We start from the raw sequence: 20,452 nt of genomic DNA, 5'->3' as shown, positions 1-20,452 counted from the left end.
GGCTCGACCGAAACTGAGGGATTCATGGGACTCACCATCGGCGTCGACATCGGCGGCACGAAGATCGCGGCCGGCGTGGTCGACGAGGAAGGCAACATCCTCTCGACCCACAAGGTGCCGACCCCGGGCACGCCCGAGGGCATCGTGGACGCCATCGCCTCCGCCGTCGAGGGCGCACGCGCCGGGCACGAGATCGTCGGCGTGGGCATCGGTGCGGCTGGTTACGTCAACCGTCAGCGCTCGACGGTCTACTTCGCGCCGAACATCGACTGGCGCCAGGAGCCGCTGAAGGAGAAGGTCGAGGCCCGCGTGGGCCTCCCGGTCGTCGTGGAGAACGACGCCAACGCCGCGGCCTGGGGCGAGTACAAGTTCGGCGCCGGCAAGGGCCACCGCAACGTCATCTGCATCACGCTCGGCACCGGCCTCGGCGGCGGCATCATCATCGGCAACAAGCTGCGCCGCGGCCACTTCGGCGTCGCCGCCGAGTTCGGCCACATCCGCATGGTCCCGGACGGCCTCCTGTGCGGCTGCGGCTCGCAGGGCTGCTGGGAGCAGTACGCCTCCGGGCGCGCCCTCGTCCGGTACGCCAAGCAGCGTGCCAACGCCACCCCCGAGAACGCCGAGGTGCTCCTCGCCCTGGGCAACGGCACCCCCGACGGCATCGAGGGCAAGCACATCTCCGTCGCCGCGCGTCAGGGCGACCCGGTCGCGGTCGACTCCTACCGCGAGCTCGCCCGCTGGGCCGGCGCGGGCCTCGCCGACCTGGCCTCCCTCTTCGACCCCTCCGCCTTCATCGTCGGCGGCGGCCTCTCCGACGAGGGCGAACTGGTCCTCGACCCGATCCGCAAGTCCTACAAGCGCTGGCTGGTGGGCGGCAACTGGCGCCCGGTGGCCGATGTGATCGCGGCCCAGCTGGGCAACAAGGCGGGGCTGGTGGGGGCGGCGGACTTGGCGCGGGAGCCGGACCCGATCATGTAAATCCCTGACGGGGCGCGAGGCGTATCCCCCCTCGCGCCCCGAGTCATTGGGCGTACATTGATCCGCATGTCAGACGGTTCAGCCCTCGTCCGAGTCCTGAGCTACAACATCCGCTCGATGCGCGACGACACAGGCGCCCTCGCCCGCGTCATCCGCGCCTGCAACCCCGACCTGGTCCTCATCCAAGAAGCCCCCCGCTTCTTCCGCTGGCGCAAGAAACTCGCCCGCCTGGCCAGGGCATCCGACCTCGTCATCCTCACCGGCGGCGCCACAGCCGCAGGACCCGCGATCCTGTGCGACCTGCGCACCAAGGTCGAGCGCACCGAGGACGTCCTTCTCCCTCTCACCCCCGGCCTCCACCGCCGCGGCTTCGCCACCGCCGTAGTCCGGCTCGGCGGCGCCCGCCTCGGGGTGCTGAGCTGTCACCTGAGCCTCCACAAGGAGGAGCGCTACGAGCAGGCCGGGATGCTCCTCGACCGCCTGGCCGGAATGGGCGTGGACCATGCCGTCGCGGGCGGTGACCTCAACGAAGGCCCGGGCGGCCGCACCTTCACCCGGCTGTCCGACACCCTCCAGGACTGCTGGGCGACGGCACCCGAGGGCGGCGAGCACACCTGGACGCGGTCCGAGCCCCACGGCCGTATCGACGCGATCTTCGCCACCAAAGGCGTCGAGGTGCTGAGCTGCGGCGTCCCGCTGGGGCACCCCGGGGTGGCCGAGGCCGACCTCATGAGGGCGACGGATCACTTGCCCGTGCTGGCGGCACTTCGCGTGCCCGCGGCCTGAACCACGTTGAGAGGCACTGCCCTGAGGGCGGCCACGGACCATCTGCCGGTCCTGGCCGCCCTCAAGATCCCCACGTCCTGGCTACGGCCGCTGTTTGGCCTTGTCGACGACCGCCCAGCTGTCCAGATACGAGAGCTGGGTGTACGTCTTCATCTCCGCGCCGTCCCCCGAGGTACGGGTGTCACGGAAGCCGAGGAACCGGTACGTCTCCGGGTCGAAGATGAAGTAGCCCCCGAAGCCCGTGGCGCCCTCCGGCAGCGTCGGATCGTCGTACGTGATGGCCACCCCGGTCCGTCCCTTGGCGTCCTGCTGATTCGGGACCGCCTTCACGCCGGGCACCATGCCGAGCGCCTCGTACGCCGCCGGGCGCAGCCCCTCCGGCATCACGGGGACCAGCTTGAGCAGCCCGGCGAGGCTGAAGTGGATGTGCGACCACTCCTGGTCGTCGATGTCGTCCAGCGAGCGGGCCTTCGCCCCGAATTCGCCCTGGATCGCGAGGATCAGCTTCTCCGGATCGGTGGGCAGCTTCTTGAGCGTGCCCCAGTCCTGGGGCGGCCACATGCTCTCGTCCTCCTTGAGCGGCTCCGACCACCAGCCCTTGCCGATCTCCATGATCCAGGACCGCTGCGAACCGTCCACCGACCGCCAGGTCTCGTCGACGTGGCTCTTGGTGGCGCCGGTCTTCTGCTCGGTCTCCTTGATGATCTCCTTGGTGTAGATGAACTGGTCATCGCGCGGGCTGACCACTTGCTCGTGCTTGCGCTCGTACGCGGCGGCCCCGTTGAGCACCGTCTGCGCGCTCACGTTCCGCATGGCGGGCGCGGTCGTCGACGGCGCCCCGGTGGCCGGCCGCTTCGCCGTACCACCGGGCGCCGTGCCGTCGTCGTGCTGTACGGCGACCAGCACACCCGCGACGACCGCGGCGGTGACCACCCCGGTCAGGGCGATACGCAGGACGGGGCGCCGGGGCCGTACGGCGGCCGGAGCGGGCCCGTTCATCGCCTGGAACAGGCGTGCTCGCACCCGGCGCCGGGTGTCGTCGTCGAGCGGGGGTTCCCCCGCCTCGAAGTCCCTCAGTGCGCGTAGTTCGTCGGTGTCACGCATGGGCGTCTGCCTCTCGGAAAGCTGTCGGATCGGATCCGCCCAGTGCTTCGCGCAATCTGCTGCGAGCCCGGTGCAGCCGGGATCTGACGGTGCCGACCGGCACGCCGAGGGCCTGGGCCGCCTCGTCGTATTCGAGGCCGGCCCAGGCCACGAGCAGCACCACATCGCGGTGCCGGGCGGACAGCCCGGCCAGCGCAGCTGCCAGTTCCCGGCGCACCCCCGTGGCACCGGCCCTGGAAACCGCCCGCTCCGCGACGGGCTCCTCGTGCTCCACCGGCTCCGGCAGTCGCGCGAGCGCCTTGAACCGGCGCGCCTCGGCCCGGCGGTGCCGGCCCACGAGGTTCGTCGCTATGCCGAACAACCAGGGACGGGCGTCGTCCCGACCCAGGTCGTAGGTGTGGCGCCGCTGGAATGCGGTGATGAAGGTCTCCGCCATCAGATCCTCCGCCGCCTCGGGACCGAGCCGCCGGGCCGCATAACGGTGCACGGCGTCGGCGTATCGGTCGTAGAGCACGGCGAACAGCTCGGGCTCGTCCCGGGACCGCGCGATCACGCGGGCATCACTGTCCTCGCGATCCTCGTCGCGGGTGCCGACGCCCGGTGGTCCGACGGTCATCGGGGCTCCTTTCGTTCGTCTGAACGCCTCGAAGGCTTGGGCTTGTTCGGGTAGTTCACCTCTTCTTCGCCGTTCGGCGGGATCGGGTTCCCTTTGTGCCCGGACGCGAGAGGGCCCGCCCGGAGAAACTCCGGGCGGGCCCTCGCACACGTATGTCAGACGACCGCTCCGCGCCCCGGATCGTCGTCGTCCTCGTCATCCGACCGCATCCGCATCACCAGCGTGGCGAAACCGCCCAGGAACCCGCCGATCCCCAGCGTGGTGAGCCACCAGGTCATGTCCCAGCCCAGCAGCACCGCGAGCAGAAGCAGTATCGGCCCGCCGAGGACCGCCAGCCACGCGAACTTCGCCGTGGCGTCCGCCGCGGGCAGCGGCGGCGGCTCCGGCGGTACGAAGTGGCCCTCGTCGTCCTCGTCGAAGTCCTCTTCCGTCGGCTCGGGCGCCGAGTAGTCGCGCGGGCCGACCCCGGGCGCGAAGGCGACGGAGCCGCCCAGCGGCTTGACCGGCTCGGTCTTGGTGTCGCCCTCGGACGTGTCCGCCTTGTCGGGCTCGTCGTCGTTGGCCTCGGCCTCCAGCAGCGCCAGATCCTCGACGGACTTGAACGGCTTGGCGCCCGGCGGGTCCGGCGGCTCCTCGCCGAACCCGGCGACGATGGCCGCCCAGGCGGCGTCCTCGTCGAAACGGGCACCCTGGTCGTCCGGCTCGCGATCCTCACGGTCGGAGTCGTGCTCAGCCACCTACGGCCGTCCCTTCCTTGCCGAGACTGGGTGCGATCCGGGTCATGAACGCGTGGCTCTCCTCGAAGATCCGGTCCGCGTCATGGTCCAACGTCGCGACGTGGTAGCTCTGTTCCAGCACGATCTCCGTCACGTCCGCCGACGAGACCCGGCCAAGGACGCGGGCCGAGTCGGCCGGCGGCACCACATGGTCCTGCGGGCTGTGCAGAAGCAGCAGCGGCTGGGTGACCTGCGGCAGCTCGCCGTCGACCAGCCGGAAGAAGTTCCGCAGGGAGTGCGCCGCGTGCAGCGGCACCCGGGCGTAGCCGAGCTCCTGACTGCCCTCCTTGGCGATGTCGCTGGCGATGCCCTTCGTCGTGCGGACGAGGTGCCGGGCCACCGGCAGGGCGTGCGCGGCCAGGCCGTGCACCTTGTTGGCGGGGTTGACGACGACCACGCCGTCGATCGCGGTCCCGTGCTTGGCCGCCAGCCTGAGCGCCAGGGCGCCGCCCATGGACAGACCGGCCACGAACACGTGCGTGGAGCGCTCCCGCAGCGCGCGCAGCTCGCGGTCCACCTCCGCGTACCAGTCCTGCCAGCCGGTGAGCTGGAGGTCCTCCCAGCGGGTGCCGTGCCCGGGCAGCAGCGGCAGCGAGACGGTCAGACCGCGCTCGGCGAGATACTCCGCCCAGGGGCGCAGCGACTGCGGGGAACCGGTGAAGCCGTGGCAGAGGAGAACGGAGATCTCCCCGCCCTCATGGCGGTACGGCTCGGCTCCAGGAAGGACCGGCACCTTCGGTCTCCTGTTCATGAGGTCGGTTGCAGGTACTTCACCGTACGCGACCGCACTGACACCGACCAGGGTCGTCGGGGTCTTTGACGGCGCTCCGGGTTAAGGTCTGATCGACAGACACAGGAGGCACTCGGTTGTTGTACGGCGCGATGAAGGTATCCATCGGGGGGCCGCTGAAGCTCGCCTTCAGGCCCTGGGTGGAAGGCCTGGAGAACGTTCCCGCCGAGGGCCCCGCGATCCTGGCGAGCAACCACCTCTCTTTCTCGGACTCGTTCTTCCTTCCCGCGGTCCTCGACCGCAAGGTCACCTTCATCGCGAAGGCCGAGTACTTCACGACCCCGGGCCTCAAGGGCCGGCTGACGGCCGCGTTCTTCAAGGGCGTCGGCCAGCTCCCCGTGGACCGCTCCGGAGCGCGCGGCGCGGGCGAGGCGGCCATCAAGAGCGGCATAGAGGTCCTGGAGCGCGGTGAGCTGTTCGGCATCTATCCGGAGGGCACGCGCTCGCCCGACGGCCGGCTTTACCGGGGCAAGCCCGGCGGCCTCGCGCGCGTGGCGCTCGCCACCGGCGCGCCGGTCATTCCGGTCGCGATGATCGACACAGAGAAGATCCAGCCGCCGGGCAAGGTCATGCCCAAACTGATGCGCCCGGGTATCCGGATCGGCAAGCCCCTGGACTTCAGCCGGTACCAGGGCATGGAGCACGACCGCTTCGTCCTGCGCGCCGTGACCGACGAGGTCATGTACGAGATCATGAAGCTCTCCGGCCAGGAGTACGTCGACATGTACGCCACCGCCGCCAAGCGTCAGATCGCGGACGCGGCGAAGGCCGAGAAGGAAGCGGAGAAGGCCGCCAAGGCCGCCCTCGCGAAGGCCGAGAAGGATCAGACGGAAAAGGAAAAGTCCGAGTCCTAGACACGGCAGCCTGGTTCGGGGGGTGGGGGAGTTGGCCAAGGGCGAGAAAGTCCTGAGGATGTCGGTCGAGCAGCCGCTGTGGCGTGCGCTCATGGGCTACCGGATCCTCACCCTGCTGTACGCGATCGGTCTGTTCGTCAGCGCCTACGACGAGTTCGCCCGCCCCTGGGTCGCCGTCGTCTACTTCGCCGTACTGACCGTGTGGACCTTTGCGACCCTGCCCAAGATCGCCAACGCGGCCGCCTGCACCAAGCGTTTCCTCACCGCAGATCTGACCATCGCGCTCGTCGGCATCCTCCTCACGCGGGTCGCCGACTCGGCCGCGCACATCGAGTCGGGCAGTCCGACGCTGCCGTCGATATGGACGGCCGGCTCGGTGCTGGCGTTCGCCATCAAGGGCGGCTGGCGCTGGGCGGCCTTCGCCTCCACGCTGGTCGCCGTCGCCAACCTCGTCCACCGCGGCACCCCGGCCCGCGACACCGTCCACGCGGTGATCCTCGTCTGGGTCGCCTCCATCGCCATCGGCTACGTCGTCGAGGTCGCCCGCGCCTCCGAGCGCACCCTCGCCCGCGCCCTGGAGATCGAGGCCGCGACCAGGGAACGCGAGCGGCTCGCCCGGGACATCCACGACAGCGTGCTCCAGGTGCTCGCCATGGTGCAGCGGCGCGGTGCCGTCATCGGCGGTGAGGCGGCCGAGCTGGGGCGCCTCGCCGGTGAGCAGGAGGTGGCGCTGCGCACGCTGGTCTCCGGCGGTCTGACGCCCGTGCCGCGGGTGTCGCAGGACGCGGTCGCACGAGCCGTGGAGGAAGAGGCGGACGACGACGGGCCGTTGGACCTGCGCGCGCTGCTCGCTCCCTACGCCGGGTCCCGGGTCAGCCTCGCCGAGCCCGGGGCGCCCGTGGTGCTGCCGCCGGCCTCCGCGCGGGAGCTGGCCTCGGCCGTCGGGGCCGCCCTGGACAATGTCCGCAAGCACGCGGGCGAGCACGCGCGCGCGTGGATCCTCGTGGAGGACGACCCGGACTCCGTCATCGTGACCGTCCGGGACGACGGACCGGGCATCCCCGAGGGGCGGCTCGCGCAGGCGGAGGGCGAGGGGCGGCTCGGGGTCGCCCTGTCGATCCGGGGGCGGCTGCGGGACATCGGGGGCAGCGCGGAGCTGATCTCGGTGCCCGGGCAGGGCACGGAAGTCGAACTGAAGGTACCGAAGCAGTTGTCCCGGGGGATCCGATGAGTGAGCAGCAGAGCGGCCCGATCAAGGTCATGGTGGTCGACGACCACCCCATGTGGCGCGATGCCGTCGCCCGCGACCTGGCCGAGTCCGGGTTCGAGGTGGTCGCCACCGCGGGCGACGGCGAACAGGCCGTGCGCCGCGCCAAGGCCGCGGGCCCCGACGTCCTCGTCCTCGACCTCAACCTGCCCGCCAAGCCCGGCGTCCAGGTCTGCAAGGAACTCGTCGGCCACAACCCGGCCCTGCGCGTCCTGGTCCTCTCCGCGAGCGGCGAGCACGCCGACGTACTGGAGGCCGTGAAGTCCGGTGCCACCGGCTATCTGCTCAAGTCGGCGTCCACGGAGGAACTCCTGGACGCGGTCCGCCGTACCGCCGTCGGCGACCCGGTGTTCACCCCGGGACTGGCCGGACTTGTCCTCGGCGAGTACCGCCGCCTCGCCTCCGAGCCCGCGCCCGCCGACCGGGACGCCGACCAGCCGGGCGCGCCGCAGCTCACCGAGCGGGAGACCGAGGTGCTGCGTCTGGTAGCCAAGGGCCTGAGCTACAAGCAGATAGCCGAACGCCTCGTCATCTCCCACCGCACTGTCCAGAACCACGTCCAGAACACCCTCGGCAAGCTCCAACTGCACAATCGCGTCGAACTCGTGCGGTACGCGATAGAGCGCGGGCTTGACGACGAGTAAACCAACCGCCCGAGGATTCACCGGAATTGCGCCTCCGACCCATCCCTGAGTGACCTGGATCACTATTAGCGTGGCCTCACCAGGCAACCGCGGCGAAGGGACATTTCCATGCGGGTCGGAGTACTGACCGGAGGCGGCGACTGCCCCGGTCTCAACGCCGTCATCCGGGCCATCGTCCGCAAGGGCGTTCAGGAGTACGGCTACGACTTCACCGGCTTCCGGGACGGCTGGCGCGGTCCGCTCGACGGCGACACCGTGCGGCTCGACATCCCGGCCGTGCGCGGCATCCTGCCCCGCGGCGGCACCATCCTCGGCTCCTCGCGCACCAACCCCCTCAAGCAGGAGGACGGTATCCGGCGGATCAAGGAGAACCTCGCCAAGCAGGAGGTCGACGCGCTCATCACGATCGGCGGCGAGGACACCCTCGGGGTGGCCGCACGGCTGTCGGACGAGTACGGCGTTCCCTGCGTCGGCGTCCCCAAGACCATCGACAACGACCTCTCCGCCACCGACTACACCTTCGGCTTCGACACCGCCGTAGGCATCGCGACGGAGGCCATCGACCGCCTCCACACCACCGCCGAGTCCCATATGCGCGTCCTCGTCGTGGAGGTGATGGGCCGTCACGCCGGCTGGATCGCCATCCACTCCGGCCTCGCGGGCGGCGCCAACGTCATCCTCATTCCCGAACAGCGCTTCGACATCGAGAAGGTGTGCGCCTGGGTGACCTCCCGCTTCAAGGCGTCGTACGCCCCCATCGTGGTCGTCGCGGAGGGCGCGATGCCGAAGGACGGCGACATGGTGCTCAAGGACCAGTCGCTGGACTCCTTCGGACATGTCCGGCTCTCCGGCGTCGGCGAGTGGCTGGCGAAGGAGATCGAGAAGCGCACCGGCAAGGAGGCCCGTACGACCGTCCTCGGGCATGTCCAGCGCGGCGGCACCCCGAGCGCCTTCGACCGCTGGCTCGCCACCCGCTTCGGCCTGCACGCCATCGAGGCCGTCCGCGACGGCGACTTCGGCAAGATGGTCGCCCTGCGCTCCACGGACATCGTCCGCGTCCCGATCGCGGAGGCGACGGCCAAGCTGAAGACGGTGGATCCGAAGCTGTACGAGGAGGTCGGAGTGTTCTTCGGCTGACCCGGCGGCACCCGGCTATGGGCCGTATATTCGGCCCATAGCCGAGCAGAACGGGAGTAGTCGTGGAGATTCTGGCCTTCGGGGTCCAGGCCGACGAGAAACCCCTGCTCGAGCAGGCGTTCGCCGGCCACTACGACGTCCGCTGTCTGGATGTCTTCCTGAACGAGGACACCGCTCCCATCGCGGCCGGCTACGAGACCGTCTCCACCAGCGTCAACGCCGACCTCGGCGCGCGTGTCCTGGAGATCCTCGCGGCCGGCGGCACGCGGATGGTCGCCCAGCGCTCCACCGGCTTCAACAACATCGACCTGGACGTGGCCGAGCGGCTCGGCATGACGGTCGCCAGGGTGTCGTACTACTCGCCCTACTCGGTCGCCGAGTTCGCCTGGGCCCTCGCCATGGCGGTCAACCGCCGTATCGTGCGCGCCTCCACCCGCACCCGGGACTTCGACTTCCGGCTCGACGGGCTGATGGGCCGCGACATGTACGGCCGTACCGCCGGCGTCCTCGGCACCGGAAAGATCGGCGAGGCGTTCGCCCGGATCGCTCACGGCTTCGGCATGAGACTGCTCGGCTGGGACATCGCCGAGAACCCGACCTGTATGGAACTCGGCATGAGGTACGTCCCCAAGGAGCAGCTCCTCGCCGAGTCCGACCTGGTCAGCCTGCATGTCCCGCTGATGCCCGAGACCCGGCACCTGATCGACGCCGACGCCCTGAAGGCGATGCGGGACGACGCGATTCTGGTCAACTCCAGCCGCGGCGGCTTGATCGACACCGCGGCCCTCGTCACCGAACTGCGCGCCGGCCGCTTCACCGGCGTCGGCCTCGATGTCTACGAGGCGGAGGCGGGCCTGTTCTTCCTCGACAAGTCCATGGAGGCGATCGAGGACGACACCCTGGCCCGCCTGGTCACCTTCCCGAACGTCCTGGTCACTTCCCACCAGGCGTACTACACCGTGGACGCCGTCGGTCAGATCGTCGACGCCACGGTGCAGAACGTCCTGGACTACAAGGAGGGCCGCCGCTCGGAGAACGTGCTGGTGCCCCGCAGCTGACCCACCAGCTCCCGGACGATCGCGGCGCCGTTCAGCGTCAGGACGGACTCCGGGTGGAACTGCACCCCGGCGAATCCCTGTGCGCGCAGCGCGTGCACCTCGTACGACGGACTCCGGCTGACCTCGACGCCGTGCGCGGCCAGTTCCGCGGCGGCCTCGTCGTCGCAGCGGGCCACGAAGCTGTTGTAGAAGCCGACGGTCTCCGGACGCCCGAACAGATCGACGGTCGTCTGCGCGCCTTGGTACGGGACCTCCTTGCGTACGATCTCCAGACCCAGCTCGGCCGCGATCAGCTCGTGTCCGAGGCAGACGCCGAGGACGCCGTGCCGGTGGTTCCGGATCACCTCGGCGGTCAGGTCCCGCAGGAACCGCATCTTCGGGTCGTTCAGGTCGGAGGGGTCGCCGGGACCGGGGCCGAGGACGAGCGGTCCCTCGTGCGCGAGGACGGCTTCTTTGAGGAGCGGCTCGTCGTAGCGCCGGACGGTGACATCAAGGCCACTGGAGCGCAGGACGTGCGCGAGCATCGCCGTGAAGGTGTCCTCGCCGTCCACGACCAGGGCATGCCCGGTCAGCTCCTCGGCCCGGTCCTGCATCCGCAGCCAGAAGGGCGCGAGGGAAGCCCGGCGCCCGTCGAGTGCGGCACGCACGCGTGGGTCGTCGGCGAGGTGTACGCGCGCGTGCTCCTCACGCGGCCGTGACGGACGTACGCCCAAAGCCGCCAGCACACCCGCCGCCTTGGCGTGGGTCTCCGCGACCTCGCTCTCCGGGTCCGAGCCCCGGACGAGGGTCGCGCCGACCGGCACGCGCAGGTGGCCGTCGGAGGAGATGTCGGCGGTGCGGATGAGGATGGGGGAGTCGAGGGTCTGGGCGCCGCCGGAGTCGCGGCCCAGCAGCGCCAGCGCCCCCGCGTAATAGCCGCGTCCGCCGACTTCGTGCCGCTCGATGACCCGGCAGGCGTTCTGCACGGGCGAGCCGGTGACGGTGGCCGCGAACATGGTCTCCTTCAGGACCTCCCGCACGTCCAGCGAGGACTTTCCGCGCAACTCGTACTCCGTGTGCGCGAGATGGGCCATCTCCTTCAGCCGGGGCCCGACCACGACCCCGCCCATGTCCCCGACGGTGCACATCATCTTGAGCTCCTCGTCGACGACCATCGACAGCTCCTCGATCTCCTTGCCGTCGGCGAGGAAGCCGAGCAGATGCTCGGGGGTGGGGCCCTCGGCGGGATAGCGGTACGTCCCACTGATCGGGTTCATGACGACGGTGCCGCCGGACATCCTCACGTGCACCTCGGGGCTCGCCCCGACCAGTGTCCGCTCCCCGGTGTGCACGACGAACGTCCAGTACGCGCCCCGCTCGCCTTCGAGGAGCCGCCGGAACAGCGCGAGGGCGTCGGCCCTGGAGAAGCCGGGGATCTCCCCCTCGTACGTCCGCCGGATCACGAAGTTCGCGCCCTCGCCCCGCCCGATCTCCTCGCGCAGCACGCGCCCGACGATCTTGGCGTACTCCTCGTCGCCGACGTCGAAGCCGCCGGCCTCGACGCGCACGTCATGGGCGGGGAGTTGTTCCAGCGCCTGGGCGAGAGGGATGTCGCAGGTCTCCTCGGGGATCAGCACCGTCAGTGGCGTCCCGTCGTCGCGGACGTCGAAGCCGCGCTCGCGGATCTGACGGAAGGGGACGAGGGCGAGGCCCTGGTCGGGGAGGTCGGCGAGACGGTCGTAGGAGCGGACCGGGCCGAGGAACACCTCCACGGTGTTCTCGTCGTGGCCCGGCGTGCGGCGGCGCAGCAGGGCGAACGGGCGGGGATCGTCGAGCAGATCGAGCAGCTGCATGGGGTCCGTTTCCTTCTCGGCTGGGGAGCTCGCTGGGAGTTCACTTGCGAGGAACGGACCCCGGAAACACCGAAGGCCGCCCCTCGGGCGGCCTTCGCGAAGTCTTGGGTACGCGCAGTCAGTGGGCCGCCGGAGATGCGGTCCACCACCAGTTCTGGTTCTGGGTCGAGTGCGCGAACATGCCCCGACCCTAGCGCCTGCCCGGCGGATCATGCCAGCGGCGCGGGGCCTAGTGCCGCTTCTTGCAGCCGGCCTGATCCGCCGGGCAGGCGCTAGCGCATGAGCAGCAGATCGAGGGCGCCGTCCAGATAGCGCGTCAGCTCCTCGCCCTCGGGGAGCGTGGCCGGGACGGCGTGGCCGAGCTGGGTGTGGCCCAGGTACACGCTGTACGCGAGCAGCCCCCGCCGTCGTGCTTCCGGCTCGGGGAAACCGGCCTCGGCGAAGAGCTGTGCCACATAGGAGACCCGGCGCTCGGTGACGCGGGCGAGCACGGTGGCGACGCGTGGGTCGGCGGCGGTGGCCAGCAGCGAGACCTCCAGCGGGTCGTCCGCCGAGGACCGGATGGCCTCGGCGAAGAGCAGCCGCAGCCGCCGCTCCGGGTCGGGCTCCTGCTCCAGCTCGGTGATGATCCCCTCGGTCTCGGTCTCGGCCCAGCGCTCCAGCGCGGCCTCGATCAGCGCGTCCCGGTTCGCGAAGTGCCAGTAGAAGCTGCCCTTGGTGGTGCCGAGCCGAGCGGCCAACGGCTCCACGGCGACGGCCGCCAGCCCTCCCTCGCTCATCGCGACGAGCGCGGCGTCGGCCCAGTCCTGGGCGCTCAGCCGGGCCTTGCCCGGGGACTTGCGAGGGAGGCGTTGCACCATGACCGTACGGTACCGTACGGTGGACCATACGCCACCGTATGGAGGTGCTCCGATGGGCACTGTACGCAACGTTCACGACCGCATCCTGGCCGCGCCCGCCGAGCAGGTCGGCGCCCTCCTCGACCGGCTCGCCGCCCCCGACGACCCGCTCTTCCCGAGCCCCGCCTGGGCCCCGATCCGCTTCGACCGGCCGCTCGCCGTAGGCGCCGCCGGCGGCCACGGCCCGGTGCGCTACTCGGTCGCCGAGTACGAACCCGGCCGCCGTATCCGCTTCGCCTTCGACCCGCCCGGCGCCGGCTTCCACGAACTCTCGGTCGAGCCGCTCGGCCCGGACCGCTGCCGCATCCGGCACCTCCTGGAGCAGCCCCAGCCGCTCGGGGAGCGACTCGGCTGGCTGCTCGCGGTGCGCGCGGTGCACGGCACGGTCATCGAGGAACTGTTCGACAACGCCGAGCGGGCCGCCACCGGCTCCCTGGCCCGCCCCGTGCGCCGAAGCCGGTACGTCCGCCTGCTTCAGCGGCTCACCTGGGACCGTCCGGAGACCGTGGAGCTGCCCGAGGGCGCCGTTCTCCTGCGCGCCGCCTTCCCCACCGCCGACTACACCGACGCCTACGCCCTGGAACTGCGCCCCGGCATGCCGACCGATCCGGCGGCCTGGGAGGGCGTGCTCCGGGGCGCCCGGGTCGTCGGCCGCTCGCCGGAGGAGGTGCTGCTCGGCGAGGACGCCGGCCACCTCGACTACCGCGCCTCGCTCCTGGTGGACGTGAAAGCCCGGACGGTGACCCTCGGCTCGGTGGTCCGGATCCACAATCGACGCGGCCGTCTGTACTGGTCAGTGGTCCGACACGCCCACCCCTTCATGGCCCGGCTGATGCTCCGCCGCACCCATCGACGGCTCGCCCTGAAAGCTCCCGGGGCGTCTCAATTGGTGAGCCAGGGAATGGGCGACGGACACAACCCCGTAATGTTGACGTCGTGACCGTGAACGCTAAGACCAGCGCAAGCGCTGGCAACACCTGGCGAGACCTGCCCGCGGCGCAGCAGCCCGAGTACCCCGACACCGAGGCTCTGCGCGCAGTGATCGCGGACCTCGAGTCGTATCCGCCGCTCGTCTTCGCGGGCGAGTGCGACCAGCTGCGCGCCCGGATGGCGGCCGTCGCCAAGGGAGAGGCGTTCCTCCTCCAGGGCGGCGACTGCGCCGAGGCATTCGACGCGGTGTCCGCCGACCAGATCCGCAACAAGCTCAAGACCCTGCTCCAGATGGGCGCCGTGCTGACCTACGCCGCCTCGGTGCCGGTCGTGAAGGTCGGCCGCATCGCCGGTCAGTACTCCAAGCCGCGCTCCAAGCCGACCGAGACCCGCGACGGCGTGACCCTGCCGACCTACCGCGGCGACTCCGTCAACGGCTTCGACTTCACCGAGGCCGCCCGGATCCCGGACCCCGAGCGCCTGAAGCGGATGTACAACGCCTCCGCCTCCACGCTCAACCTGGTGCGCGCCTTCACCACCGGCGGCTACGCCGACCTGCGCCAGGTGCACGCCTGGAACCAGGACTTCGTCAAGTCGTCCCCCTCCGGCCAGCGCTACGAGCAGCTCGCCCGCGAGATCGACCAGGCGCTGAACTTCATGCACGCCTGCGGGGCCGACCCGGAGGAGTTCAAGACGGTCGAGTTCTACTCCTCGCACGAGGCGCTGCTGCTCGACTACGAGTCCGCCCTGACCCGGGTCGACTCGCGCACCGGCCGGCTCTACGACGTCTCCGCGCACATGGTGTGGATCGGTGAGCGCACCCGGCAGCTGGACCACGCGCACATCGAGTTCGCCTCGAAGATCCGTAACCCGATCGGCATCAAGCTCGGCCCGACGACTACGGCCGAGGAGGCGCTGCAGTACATCGAGCGCCTGGACCCGGACCGCGAGCCGGGCCGGCTGACCTTCATCGTCCGCATGGGCGCCGACAAGGTCCGCGACAAGCTCCCGGAGCTGATCGAGAAGGTCACCGCCTCGGGCGCCACGGTTGCCTGGGTGACCGACCCGATGCACGGCAACACCTTCGAGGCGGCCTCCGGCCACAAGACCCGCCGCTTCGACGATGTGCTCGACGAGGTCAAGGGCTTCTTCGAGGTCCACAAGTCGCTGGGCACCCACCCGGGCGGCATCCATGTCGAGCTCACCGGTGACGATGTCACCGAGTGCGTGGGCGGCGGCGACGAGATCTTCGTCGACGATCTGCACCAGCGCTACGAGACGGCCTGCGACCCCCGCCTGAACCGCAGCCAGTCCCTTGACCTGGCCTTCCTGGTCGCGGAGATGTACAGGGACCAGTGACGGGTTCGCCTGTTACCTGCAAGTGAAGTGGGGCGTGGATCACATACGATCCACGCCCCACGCCACTTTTAAGGCTCCTGTGTGCCGGGTAAGGTTAGGTTAGCCTCACCGATCAACGGGCATTCGGTACATCGGTACGGCACCACTTATCGATCCCGGCGGGAGGTGAACCGCGTGTACGTCTGCAGTTGCTTCGGCATCACCGAGCAGCAGGTGAAGAAGCACGCGGAGAGCGGCGCCTGCACCCCCCGCCAGATAGCCTCCGCCTCCAAGGCGGGCACCGACTGCGGTTCGTGTGTACGCCGGATCCAGGCGCTGCTGGGCCGGGGCGCTTGCCCCCGCCGTGAGCTGGCCGACCAGGGCCGACCGGTCCTTGCCGAGCTGGAAGAGCTGGAAGAGCTCGAAGAAGCCGCCTAGCGGCTGCGCTCAGCTCGGCTGCTCGATCTGCTGCGCGAGGTAGAGCGCCTCGCCGAGCTTGTCGATGAGCTCCAGCTGGGTGTCCAGATAGTCGATGTGGTGCTCCTCGTCCTCCAGGATCGACTCGAAGATGTTTGCGGACGTGATGTCGCCCTTGGTGCGCATCACCTCGATCCCGCGCTTGAGGCGGTCGATCGCCTCCACCTCCACCTGCCGGTCCGCCTGGAACATCTCGGTGACCGTCTGGCCGACCCGCACATGGAACAGCCGCTGGTAGTTGGGCAGGCCGTCCAGCATGAGGATGCGCTCGGTGATCTTGTCCGCGTGCTTCATCTCGTCGATGGATTCTTCACGCGTGTACTTGGCGAGCTTGGTCCAGCCCTTGTTGTCCTGGATCCGGTAATGCAGCCAGTACTGATTGATCGCCGTCAGCTCGCCGGTGAGCTGCTCGTTCAGGAATTCGATGACCTCGGGGTCGCCCTGCATCGCAGAGGCTCCTTCCAAGAGAACGGGGGAACTGGCAGGTTGCGCCGCATCCTTGCACCGGTCTCGAAGATCGTCCAGTAAGTCTTCGCTTAGTAAGTAAGTACAGGCTTAGTTCGATTTGCCCGCTTTGGGGTGCCGCTGGTCAAGTGCACTGCCCCGGGTCTGTCAGGATGGAGACATGGGTCAGCCGGTGGAGAGCGAATCTGGAGGAGCGGTACAGCCGGAGCTCCCGCCGGGGCAGCGTCTGCAACGCGGCTGGCCGGTCACCCACTACGGACCGGTCCCCAAGTTCCGCCCCGAGCGCTGGGAGTTCAGGGTCTTCGGCGCTACCGCCGACGGTGAGAAGCACTGCTGGACCCATGAGGAGTTCGCGGCCCTGCCGTACACCACCGTCGTGGCCGATCTGCACTGCGTCACCAAGTTCAGCATGCTCGGCGCCGAGTGGGGTGGGATCCCCGCCCGGACCATCCTGGAGCTCGCCCCGCCCGCCGATGCCGTCACCCATGTGATGGTGTGGGCGGAGTACGGCTTCAGCTCGAATCTGCGCCTCGAGGACTTCGCCGCCGAGCGGACCATCTTCGCCACTCACAAGGACGGCGAACTGCTCACCGCGGAACACGGCTTCCCGCTCCGGCTCGTGGTGCCTCATCTGTACGCCTGGAAGGGCCCCAAGTGGGTCCGGGGCGTGGAGTACATGACCGCCGACCGGCGCGGTTTCTGGGAGGAGCGCGGGTACCACAACATCGGTGACCCGTGGAAGGAACAGCGGTACTCGTACCAGGAGGGGCCGGGGGACGGGCCCGAGCTCTAGCTCTGGCTCTCTCTGAGCTTCTTCAGGCGCTCCACGTCCGCTGCGTGCCCCTCCTTGCCGCCGGGCGTCTCGATGATCAGCGGTACGCCCTCGGTGGCCGGGTGGGTCATCAGCGCCCGGAACGGGTCCTCGCCGATATGGCCGGAGCCAATGTTCTCGTGCCGGTCCTTGTGTGCGCCGACCACATCCTTGGAATCGTTGGCGTGGATCAGCTTCAGCCGTCCCTCACCCACCGTGTCCACCAGCAGATCCAAGGTCTGGTGCATGCCGTTCGGGCCGGTCAGATCGTGTCCGGCGGCGAAGATATGGCAGGTGTCCAGGCACACGCCGAGCTTCGGATGGGCGTCCAGCGCCTCGAAGTAGGGCCCGAAGTCCCAGGTGCGGGAGCACAGCGAGAAGCCCTGGCCCGCCGTCGACTCCAGCAGCAGGAACGGGTCGTCGTCGTGGGTCAGCTCGTCCAGCAGCGGCAGCAGGTACTCCCGTACCTGCTTCAGCGCCACCGAGCGGTCCCGGCCGCCGGTCGCGCTGCCGGTGTGCACGACCACGCCCAGGGCCCCGATCTCCCGCCCGCGCCGCAGCGAGTGGCGCAGCGACTCCACCGACTTCTCGACGGTCGCCTCGGTGTGCGAGCCGAAGTTGATCAGGTACGGGGCATGGACGTACGCCGGGATCGACTCCTCCGCGCAGGCCGCGCGGAACTCTTCGTCCTGCCGCGGGTTTCCGACCGGGGTGGCCCAGCCGCGCGGGTTGGCGACGAAGACCTGCACGGTCTCGGCCTTGAGGTCACGGGCGTAGGCCAGGCCCACGGAGTTCAGGCCGCCGGCCACGGGGACATGGCCGCCGACGGGGTTGCGAAGCTGCTGAACGGTCATCTGCGTGCGCGTCCCGTCAGCGGATCTCGATGGTGATCGTCGAGCCCTTGGGCGCGGTGTCGCCGCCCTCCACGGACTGGCTCTCGACCGTGTCGCCGAACAGCCCCAGCAGCCCGCGGTCCTCGTCGACCTCGAAGCCCGCGGCCTCCAGCTCGGCCTTGGCGTCGTCGACCTTGTCGCCCACCACGTCCGGGACCTCGACCATTTCGGGGCCCTTGGACATCGTCAGCGTCACCGTGTCGCCCGCGACGGCCTGGGTGTCGGCCTCCGGCGTCTGCAGAGCGACCTCGCCCTTGTCGAACTCGGACGACGTGACCTCCTCCGAGGCGACCCGCACCTTCAGGCCGGCCTCCTCCAGATCGGCCTTGGCGCCCTCCAGGCTCTCTCCGGTGACGTCCGGGACGTCGACGGGGATGCCCTTGCTCACGACGAGCGCGACGGCGGAGCCCGAGCGGCGCTCGGTACCGGCCCCGGGGTTCGTCGAGATCACGAAGCCCTTGGGGACGGAGTCGCTGAACTCCCGGGTCACCATGCCCGGCTCCAGACCCTCGGTCTTGAGCAGGGCCCGTGCCTTGTCCAGGCGGTGGCCCTCCAGATCGGGGACCTTCACGACCTCCGGGCCCTTGGAGACGACCAGGTTCACCGAGTCGTTGTGCCGGATACGGCTGCCGACGGACGGGTCGGTGCTGATCACCCGGCCGCGCTTGACGGTGTCACTGAATGCCTGCTCGACCTTGCCGACCTCAAGACCGGCCTCCTCAAGACGGTCCTCGGCCTGCGCCTCGGTCTGGGTGAGCAGCGCCGGGACCCGGGTGAACTGCCCGGAGTTGATGTACCAGACGCCCGCGCCGACACCGAGGACGAGCAGGACGGCGACGACGAGGGCCAGGGGGCCGCGCCTGGGCGTCCTGCGTCTCGTCGGCGGGAGCGGGGCCGGGGACTCCAGGCGGCTCGTGTGGCTGAAGCGGTCCTCGTCCTCGTTGACCGGCAGCGGGCGCGGCACCGTCAGCGAACGCGGGATCACGCTGGTGCGGTCCTCGGCGCTGTCGTGCTCGGCGGAGAGCGCCTGCGGGGGCATCGCGTCCAACTGGTCCGCGCTGAGCGCGGCACGTGTCTCACGGGCCTCCGCGAGCAGCGCGACCGCGTCGTGCGGGCGGATGTCCGGGGTGCGGGCGGTGGCCGAGGCGACCAGCGCGTCGAGCTCGTACGGCAGCCCGGGCACGGCGGCGGAGGGCGGCGGGACGTCCTCGTGCAGATGCTTGTAGAGCACGATCGCCGGGGAGTCCCCGTCGTGCGGCTTGTCGCCGGTGAGCATCTCGTACAGGACGACACCGCACGCGTACACGTCGACGCGGGCGTCGGCGGCGCCGGGCTGCTCTATCTGCTCGGGCGCGAGGTAGGAGACGGTGCCGAGGACGGCACCGGTGGTGCTGGTGACGGAGTCCACGGAACGCACGAGGCCGAAGTCGGCGACCTTGACCCGGCCGTCGTCCCCGATGAGGACGTTCTCCGGCTTCATGTCCCGGTGCACGAACCCGGCGCGGTGCGCGGCGCCGAGCGCGGCGAGCACCGGCTCCAGGATGTCCAGGGCGGCACGGGGCTGGAGCGCCCCGCGGTCGCGCAGCACATCACGCAGGGTGCAGCCGGCGATGTACTCCATGGCGAGATAGACGTACGACCCGTCGGTCCCCTGGTCGAAGACCTGCACGACATTGGGATGCGCGAGCCGGGCGACCGACTTCGCCTCCCGGATGAACCGCTCCACGAAGGTCCCGTCGGCGGCGAGCCCGGGGTGCATCACCTTCAGCGCGAGCACACGGTCGAGCCGGGTGTCCACGGCCCGGTAGACCGTGGCCATCCCCCCGACGGCGATCCGCGCCTCGACGCGATAACGTCCGTCGAGCACCTGCCCGACCAGCGGGTCCTGAAGGGTCGTATCCACGCAGGCGAGTGTACGAGCAGCGACTGACACGACTGCCGTCCCGCCCGATTTAGGAGCGGGACTGAAGCCGACCTGTGACGCAACCCACCGGGCCGTTCAGAATGCGGGACGTTCGGGGTCCAACGCCGCCCTGCCCTCCGCCGGAGACGACGCCTGCGCGAAGTGCCGCCGTGGAATCCGGCCCGCCCGGTACGCCAGTCGTCCCGCCTCCACCGCGTGCCGCATCGCGTCGGCCATGAGCACCGGCTCCTTGGCCCGCGTCACCGCCGAGGCGAGCATCACACCCGCGCACCCCAGCTCCATCGCCAGCGCCGCGTCCGAGGCCGTACCGGCACCCGCGTCCAGAATCACCGGCACACGCGCGTGCTCCACGATCAGCTGGAAGTTGTGCGGGTTGCGGATCCCGAGCCCGGAGCCGATGGGGGAGCCGAGCGGCATGATCGCCGCGCAGCCGACGTCCTCCAGCTTGCGGGCCAGCACCGGGTCGTCGTTGGTGTACGGCAGCACCGTGAAGCCGTCGTCCACCAGCGTCTCCGCCGCGTCCAGCAACTCGATCGGATCCGGCAGCAGCGTCCGCTCGTCGGCGATGACCTCCAGCTTGATCAGATCCGTGCCGAGGGCTTCGCGCGCGAGGCGGGCCGTCAGGACGGCCTCCCCCGCGGTGAAACACCCCGCCGTGTTCGGCAGCACCCGGATGCCCAGCTTCTCCAGCACCGACAGCACCGAGCCGTGCACCGAGGCGTCCACCCGCCGCATCGCGACCGTCGTCAGCTCCGTCCCGGACGCGACCAGCGCCCGCTCCAGGACCTCCAGGGAGGGCGCACCGCCCGTACCCATGATCAGCCGGGACGAGAAGGACGAACCGCCGAGGACAAAGGGATCGTCGGCCATGGG

The 20,452-nt window shown here is 70.0% G+C and carries 22 protein-coding genes; 11 read left to right on the top strand and 11 right to left on the bottom strand.

Features of this window, described 5'->3' with window-relative positions; all coding sequences use genetic code 11:
• Nucleotides 1–24 precede the first annotated feature (24 nt).
• Both OHT76_RS11970 and OHT76_RS11965 read left to right on the top strand, forming a co-directional pair.
• Nucleotides 25–978 (top strand): ROK family glucokinase, encoded by a 954-nt coding sequence (locus OHT76_RS11970; protein ID WP_328870766.1) that lies wholly within the window; start codon nt 25–27, stop codon nt 976–978.
• A 66-nt stretch (nt 979–1,044) separates the two neighbouring features.
• Nucleotides 1,045–1,764 carry an endonuclease/exonuclease/phosphatase family protein gene (locus OHT76_RS11965; RefSeq protein ID WP_328870765.1) on the top strand — a complete coding sequence of 240 codons (720 nt, stop codon included), beginning with the start codon at nt 1,045–1,047 and terminating at the stop codon, nt 1,762–1,764.
• Nucleotides 1,765–1,845: 81 nt separating this feature from the next.
• Here OHT76_RS11965 and OHT76_RS11960 read toward each other — a convergent pair whose 3' ends face one another.
• From OHT76_RS11960 to OHT76_RS11945, 4 genes are all read right to left on the bottom strand, one after another.
• Complete coding sequence (locus OHT76_RS11960; protein WP_328870764.1) at nt 1,846–2,868, bottom strand: CU044_5270 family protein; 1,023 nt, start codon at nt 2,866–2,868, stop codon at nt 1,846–1,848.
• The gene (locus OHT76_RS11955) at nt 2,861–3,484 is read right to left on the bottom strand and encodes an RNA polymerase sigma factor (protein ID WP_328870763.1); all 624 of its coding nucleotides are present in this window, start codon (nt 3,482–3,484) and stop codon (nt 2,861–2,863) included. Before OHT76_RS11955 ends, OHT76_RS11960 begins: the two co-directional genes overlap by 8 nt.
• A gap of 155 nt (nt 3,485–3,639) precedes the next feature.
• Nucleotides 3,640–4,221 (bottom strand): hypothetical protein, encoded by a 582-nt coding sequence (locus tag OHT76_RS11950; RefSeq protein ID WP_328870762.1) that lies wholly within the window; start codon nt 4,219–4,221, stop codon nt 3,640–3,642.
• Nucleotides 4,214–4,993 carry an alpha/beta hydrolase gene (locus OHT76_RS11945; protein ID WP_328870761.1) on the bottom strand — a complete coding sequence of 260 codons (780 nt, stop codon included), beginning with the start codon at nt 4,991–4,993 and terminating at the stop codon, nt 4,214–4,216. The genes OHT76_RS11950 and OHT76_RS11945 overlap by 8 nt, the downstream gene beginning before the upstream one ends.
• Before the next feature lie 149 nt (nt 4,994–5,142).
• Here OHT76_RS11945 and OHT76_RS11940 point away from each other — a divergent pair, with 149 nt between their 5' ends.
• The 5 genes from OHT76_RS11940 (at nt 5,143) to OHT76_RS11920 (ending at nt 10,010) form a co-directional block, all read left to right on the top strand.
• Complete coding sequence (locus tag OHT76_RS11940) at nt 5,143–5,904, top strand: lysophospholipid acyltransferase family protein (protein WP_328870760.1); 762 nt, start codon at nt 5,143–5,145, stop codon at nt 5,902–5,904.
• Between the two features lie 58 nt (nt 5,905–5,962).
• On the top strand, nt 5,963–7,135 hold the full coding sequence (gene macS / locus OHT76_RS11935; RefSeq protein ID WP_443049774.1) for a MacS family sensor histidine kinase: 1,173 nt from the start codon (nt 5,963–5,965) through the stop codon (nt 7,133–7,135).
• A complete protein-coding gene (locus OHT76_RS11930) occupies nt 7,132–7,815 on the top strand; it encodes a response regulator transcription factor (protein ID WP_315881808.1) in 684 nt (227 codons plus the stop codon). The genes macS and OHT76_RS11930 overlap by 4 nt, the downstream gene beginning before the upstream one ends.
• A gap of 108 nt (nt 7,816–7,923) precedes the next feature.
• Nucleotides 7,924–8,952 carry a 6-phosphofructokinase gene (locus tag OHT76_RS11925; protein WP_328870758.1) on the top strand — a complete coding sequence of 343 codons (1,029 nt, stop codon included), beginning with the start codon at nt 7,924–7,926 and terminating at the stop codon, nt 8,950–8,952.
• Between the two features lie 62 nt (nt 8,953–9,014).
• Nucleotides 9,015–10,010, top strand: coding sequence for a 2-hydroxyacid dehydrogenase (locus tag OHT76_RS11920; protein WP_328870757.1), 996 nt, complete (start codon nt 9,015–9,017; stop codon nt 10,008–10,010).
• On the opposite strand, the gene OHT76_RS11915 is transcribed toward OHT76_RS11920, so the two are convergent.
• From OHT76_RS11915 to OHT76_RS11910, 3 genes are all read right to left on the bottom strand, one after another.
• Nucleotides 9,962–11,842, bottom strand: coding sequence for an anthranilate synthase family protein (locus OHT76_RS11915; RefSeq protein ID WP_328870756.1), 1,881 nt, complete (start codon nt 11,840–11,842; stop codon nt 9,962–9,964). The genes OHT76_RS11920 and OHT76_RS11915 overlap by 49 nt on opposite strands.
• Before the next feature lie 118 nt (nt 11,843–11,960).
• Nucleotides 11,961–12,023 carry a trp operon leader peptide gene (locus OHT76_RS44115; RefSeq protein WP_376395695.1) on the bottom strand — a complete coding sequence of 21 codons (63 nt, stop codon included), beginning with the start codon at nt 12,021–12,023 and terminating at the stop codon, nt 11,961–11,963.
• Between the two features lie 91 nt (nt 12,024–12,114).
• Complete coding sequence (locus tag OHT76_RS11910) at nt 12,115–12,702, bottom strand: TetR/AcrR family transcriptional regulator (protein WP_328870755.1); 588 nt, start codon at nt 12,700–12,702, stop codon at nt 12,115–12,117.
• Between the two features lie 52 nt (nt 12,703–12,754).
• On the opposite strand from OHT76_RS11910, the gene OHT76_RS11905 reads away from it, so the two are divergent.
• The 3 genes from OHT76_RS11905 (at nt 12,755) to OHT76_RS11895 (ending at nt 15,447) form a co-directional block, all read left to right on the top strand.
• Complete coding sequence (locus tag OHT76_RS11905) at nt 12,755–13,681, top strand: DUF2867 domain-containing protein (protein ID WP_328870754.1); 927 nt, start codon at nt 12,755–12,757, stop codon at nt 13,679–13,681.
• Nucleotides 13,678–15,030: a class II 3-deoxy-7-phosphoheptulonate synthase gene (locus tag OHT76_RS11900; RefSeq protein WP_328870753.1), complete on the top strand. Its 1,353-nt coding sequence runs from the start codon at nt 13,678–13,680 to the stop codon at nt 15,028–15,030. The genes OHT76_RS11905 and OHT76_RS11900 overlap by 4 nt, the downstream gene beginning before the upstream one ends.
• A gap of 165 nt (nt 15,031–15,195) precedes the next feature.
• A complete protein-coding gene (locus OHT76_RS11895; protein ID WP_328870752.1) occupies nt 15,196–15,447 on the top strand; it encodes a (2Fe-2S)-binding protein in 252 nt (83 codons plus the stop codon).
• Nucleotides 15,448–15,456: 9 nt separating this feature from the next.
• Here OHT76_RS11895 and bfr read toward each other — a convergent pair whose 3' ends face one another.
• Nucleotides 15,457–15,933, bottom strand: a complete 477-nt coding sequence (gene bfr, locus OHT76_RS11890; RefSeq protein WP_015661040.1) for a bacterioferritin — start codon at nt 15,931–15,933, stop codon at nt 15,457–15,459.
• A 178-nt stretch (nt 15,934–16,111) separates the two neighbouring features.
• On the opposite strand from bfr, the gene OHT76_RS11885 reads away from it, so the two are divergent.
• Complete coding sequence (locus tag OHT76_RS11885) at nt 16,112–16,744, top strand: sulfite oxidase-like oxidoreductase (RefSeq protein ID WP_328870751.1); 633 nt, start codon at nt 16,112–16,114, stop codon at nt 16,742–16,744.
• Here the strand turns inward: OHT76_RS11885 and OHT76_RS11880 are convergent.
• From OHT76_RS11880 to OHT76_RS11870, 3 genes are all read right to left on the bottom strand, one after another.
• Nucleotides 16,741–17,616 carry a deoxyribonuclease IV gene (locus OHT76_RS11880; RefSeq protein ID WP_328870750.1) on the bottom strand — a complete coding sequence of 292 codons (876 nt, stop codon included), beginning with the start codon at nt 17,614–17,616 and terminating at the stop codon, nt 16,741–16,743. The genes OHT76_RS11885 and OHT76_RS11880 overlap by 4 nt on opposite strands.
• Before the next feature lie 16 nt (nt 17,617–17,632).
• Entirely contained in the window at nt 17,633–19,558 is a 1,926-nt protein-coding gene (gene pknB, locus OHT76_RS11875) for a Stk1 family PASTA domain-containing Ser/Thr kinase (RefSeq protein WP_328870749.1), read from the bottom strand.
• Nucleotides 19,559–19,654: 96 nt separating this feature from the next.
• Complete coding sequence (locus tag OHT76_RS11870; RefSeq protein WP_328870748.1) at nt 19,655–20,449, bottom strand: thiazole synthase; 795 nt, start codon at nt 20,447–20,449, stop codon at nt 19,655–19,657.
• Nucleotides 20,450–20,452: the final 3 nt, after the last annotated feature.

The sequence above is a fragment of the Streptomyces sp. NBC_00287 genome (assembly GCF_036173105.1).
GTDB lineage: Bacteria > Actinomycetota > Actinomycetes > Streptomycetales > Streptomycetaceae > Streptomyces.
This window is presented reverse-complemented; position numbering and strand designations above follow the sequence as displayed.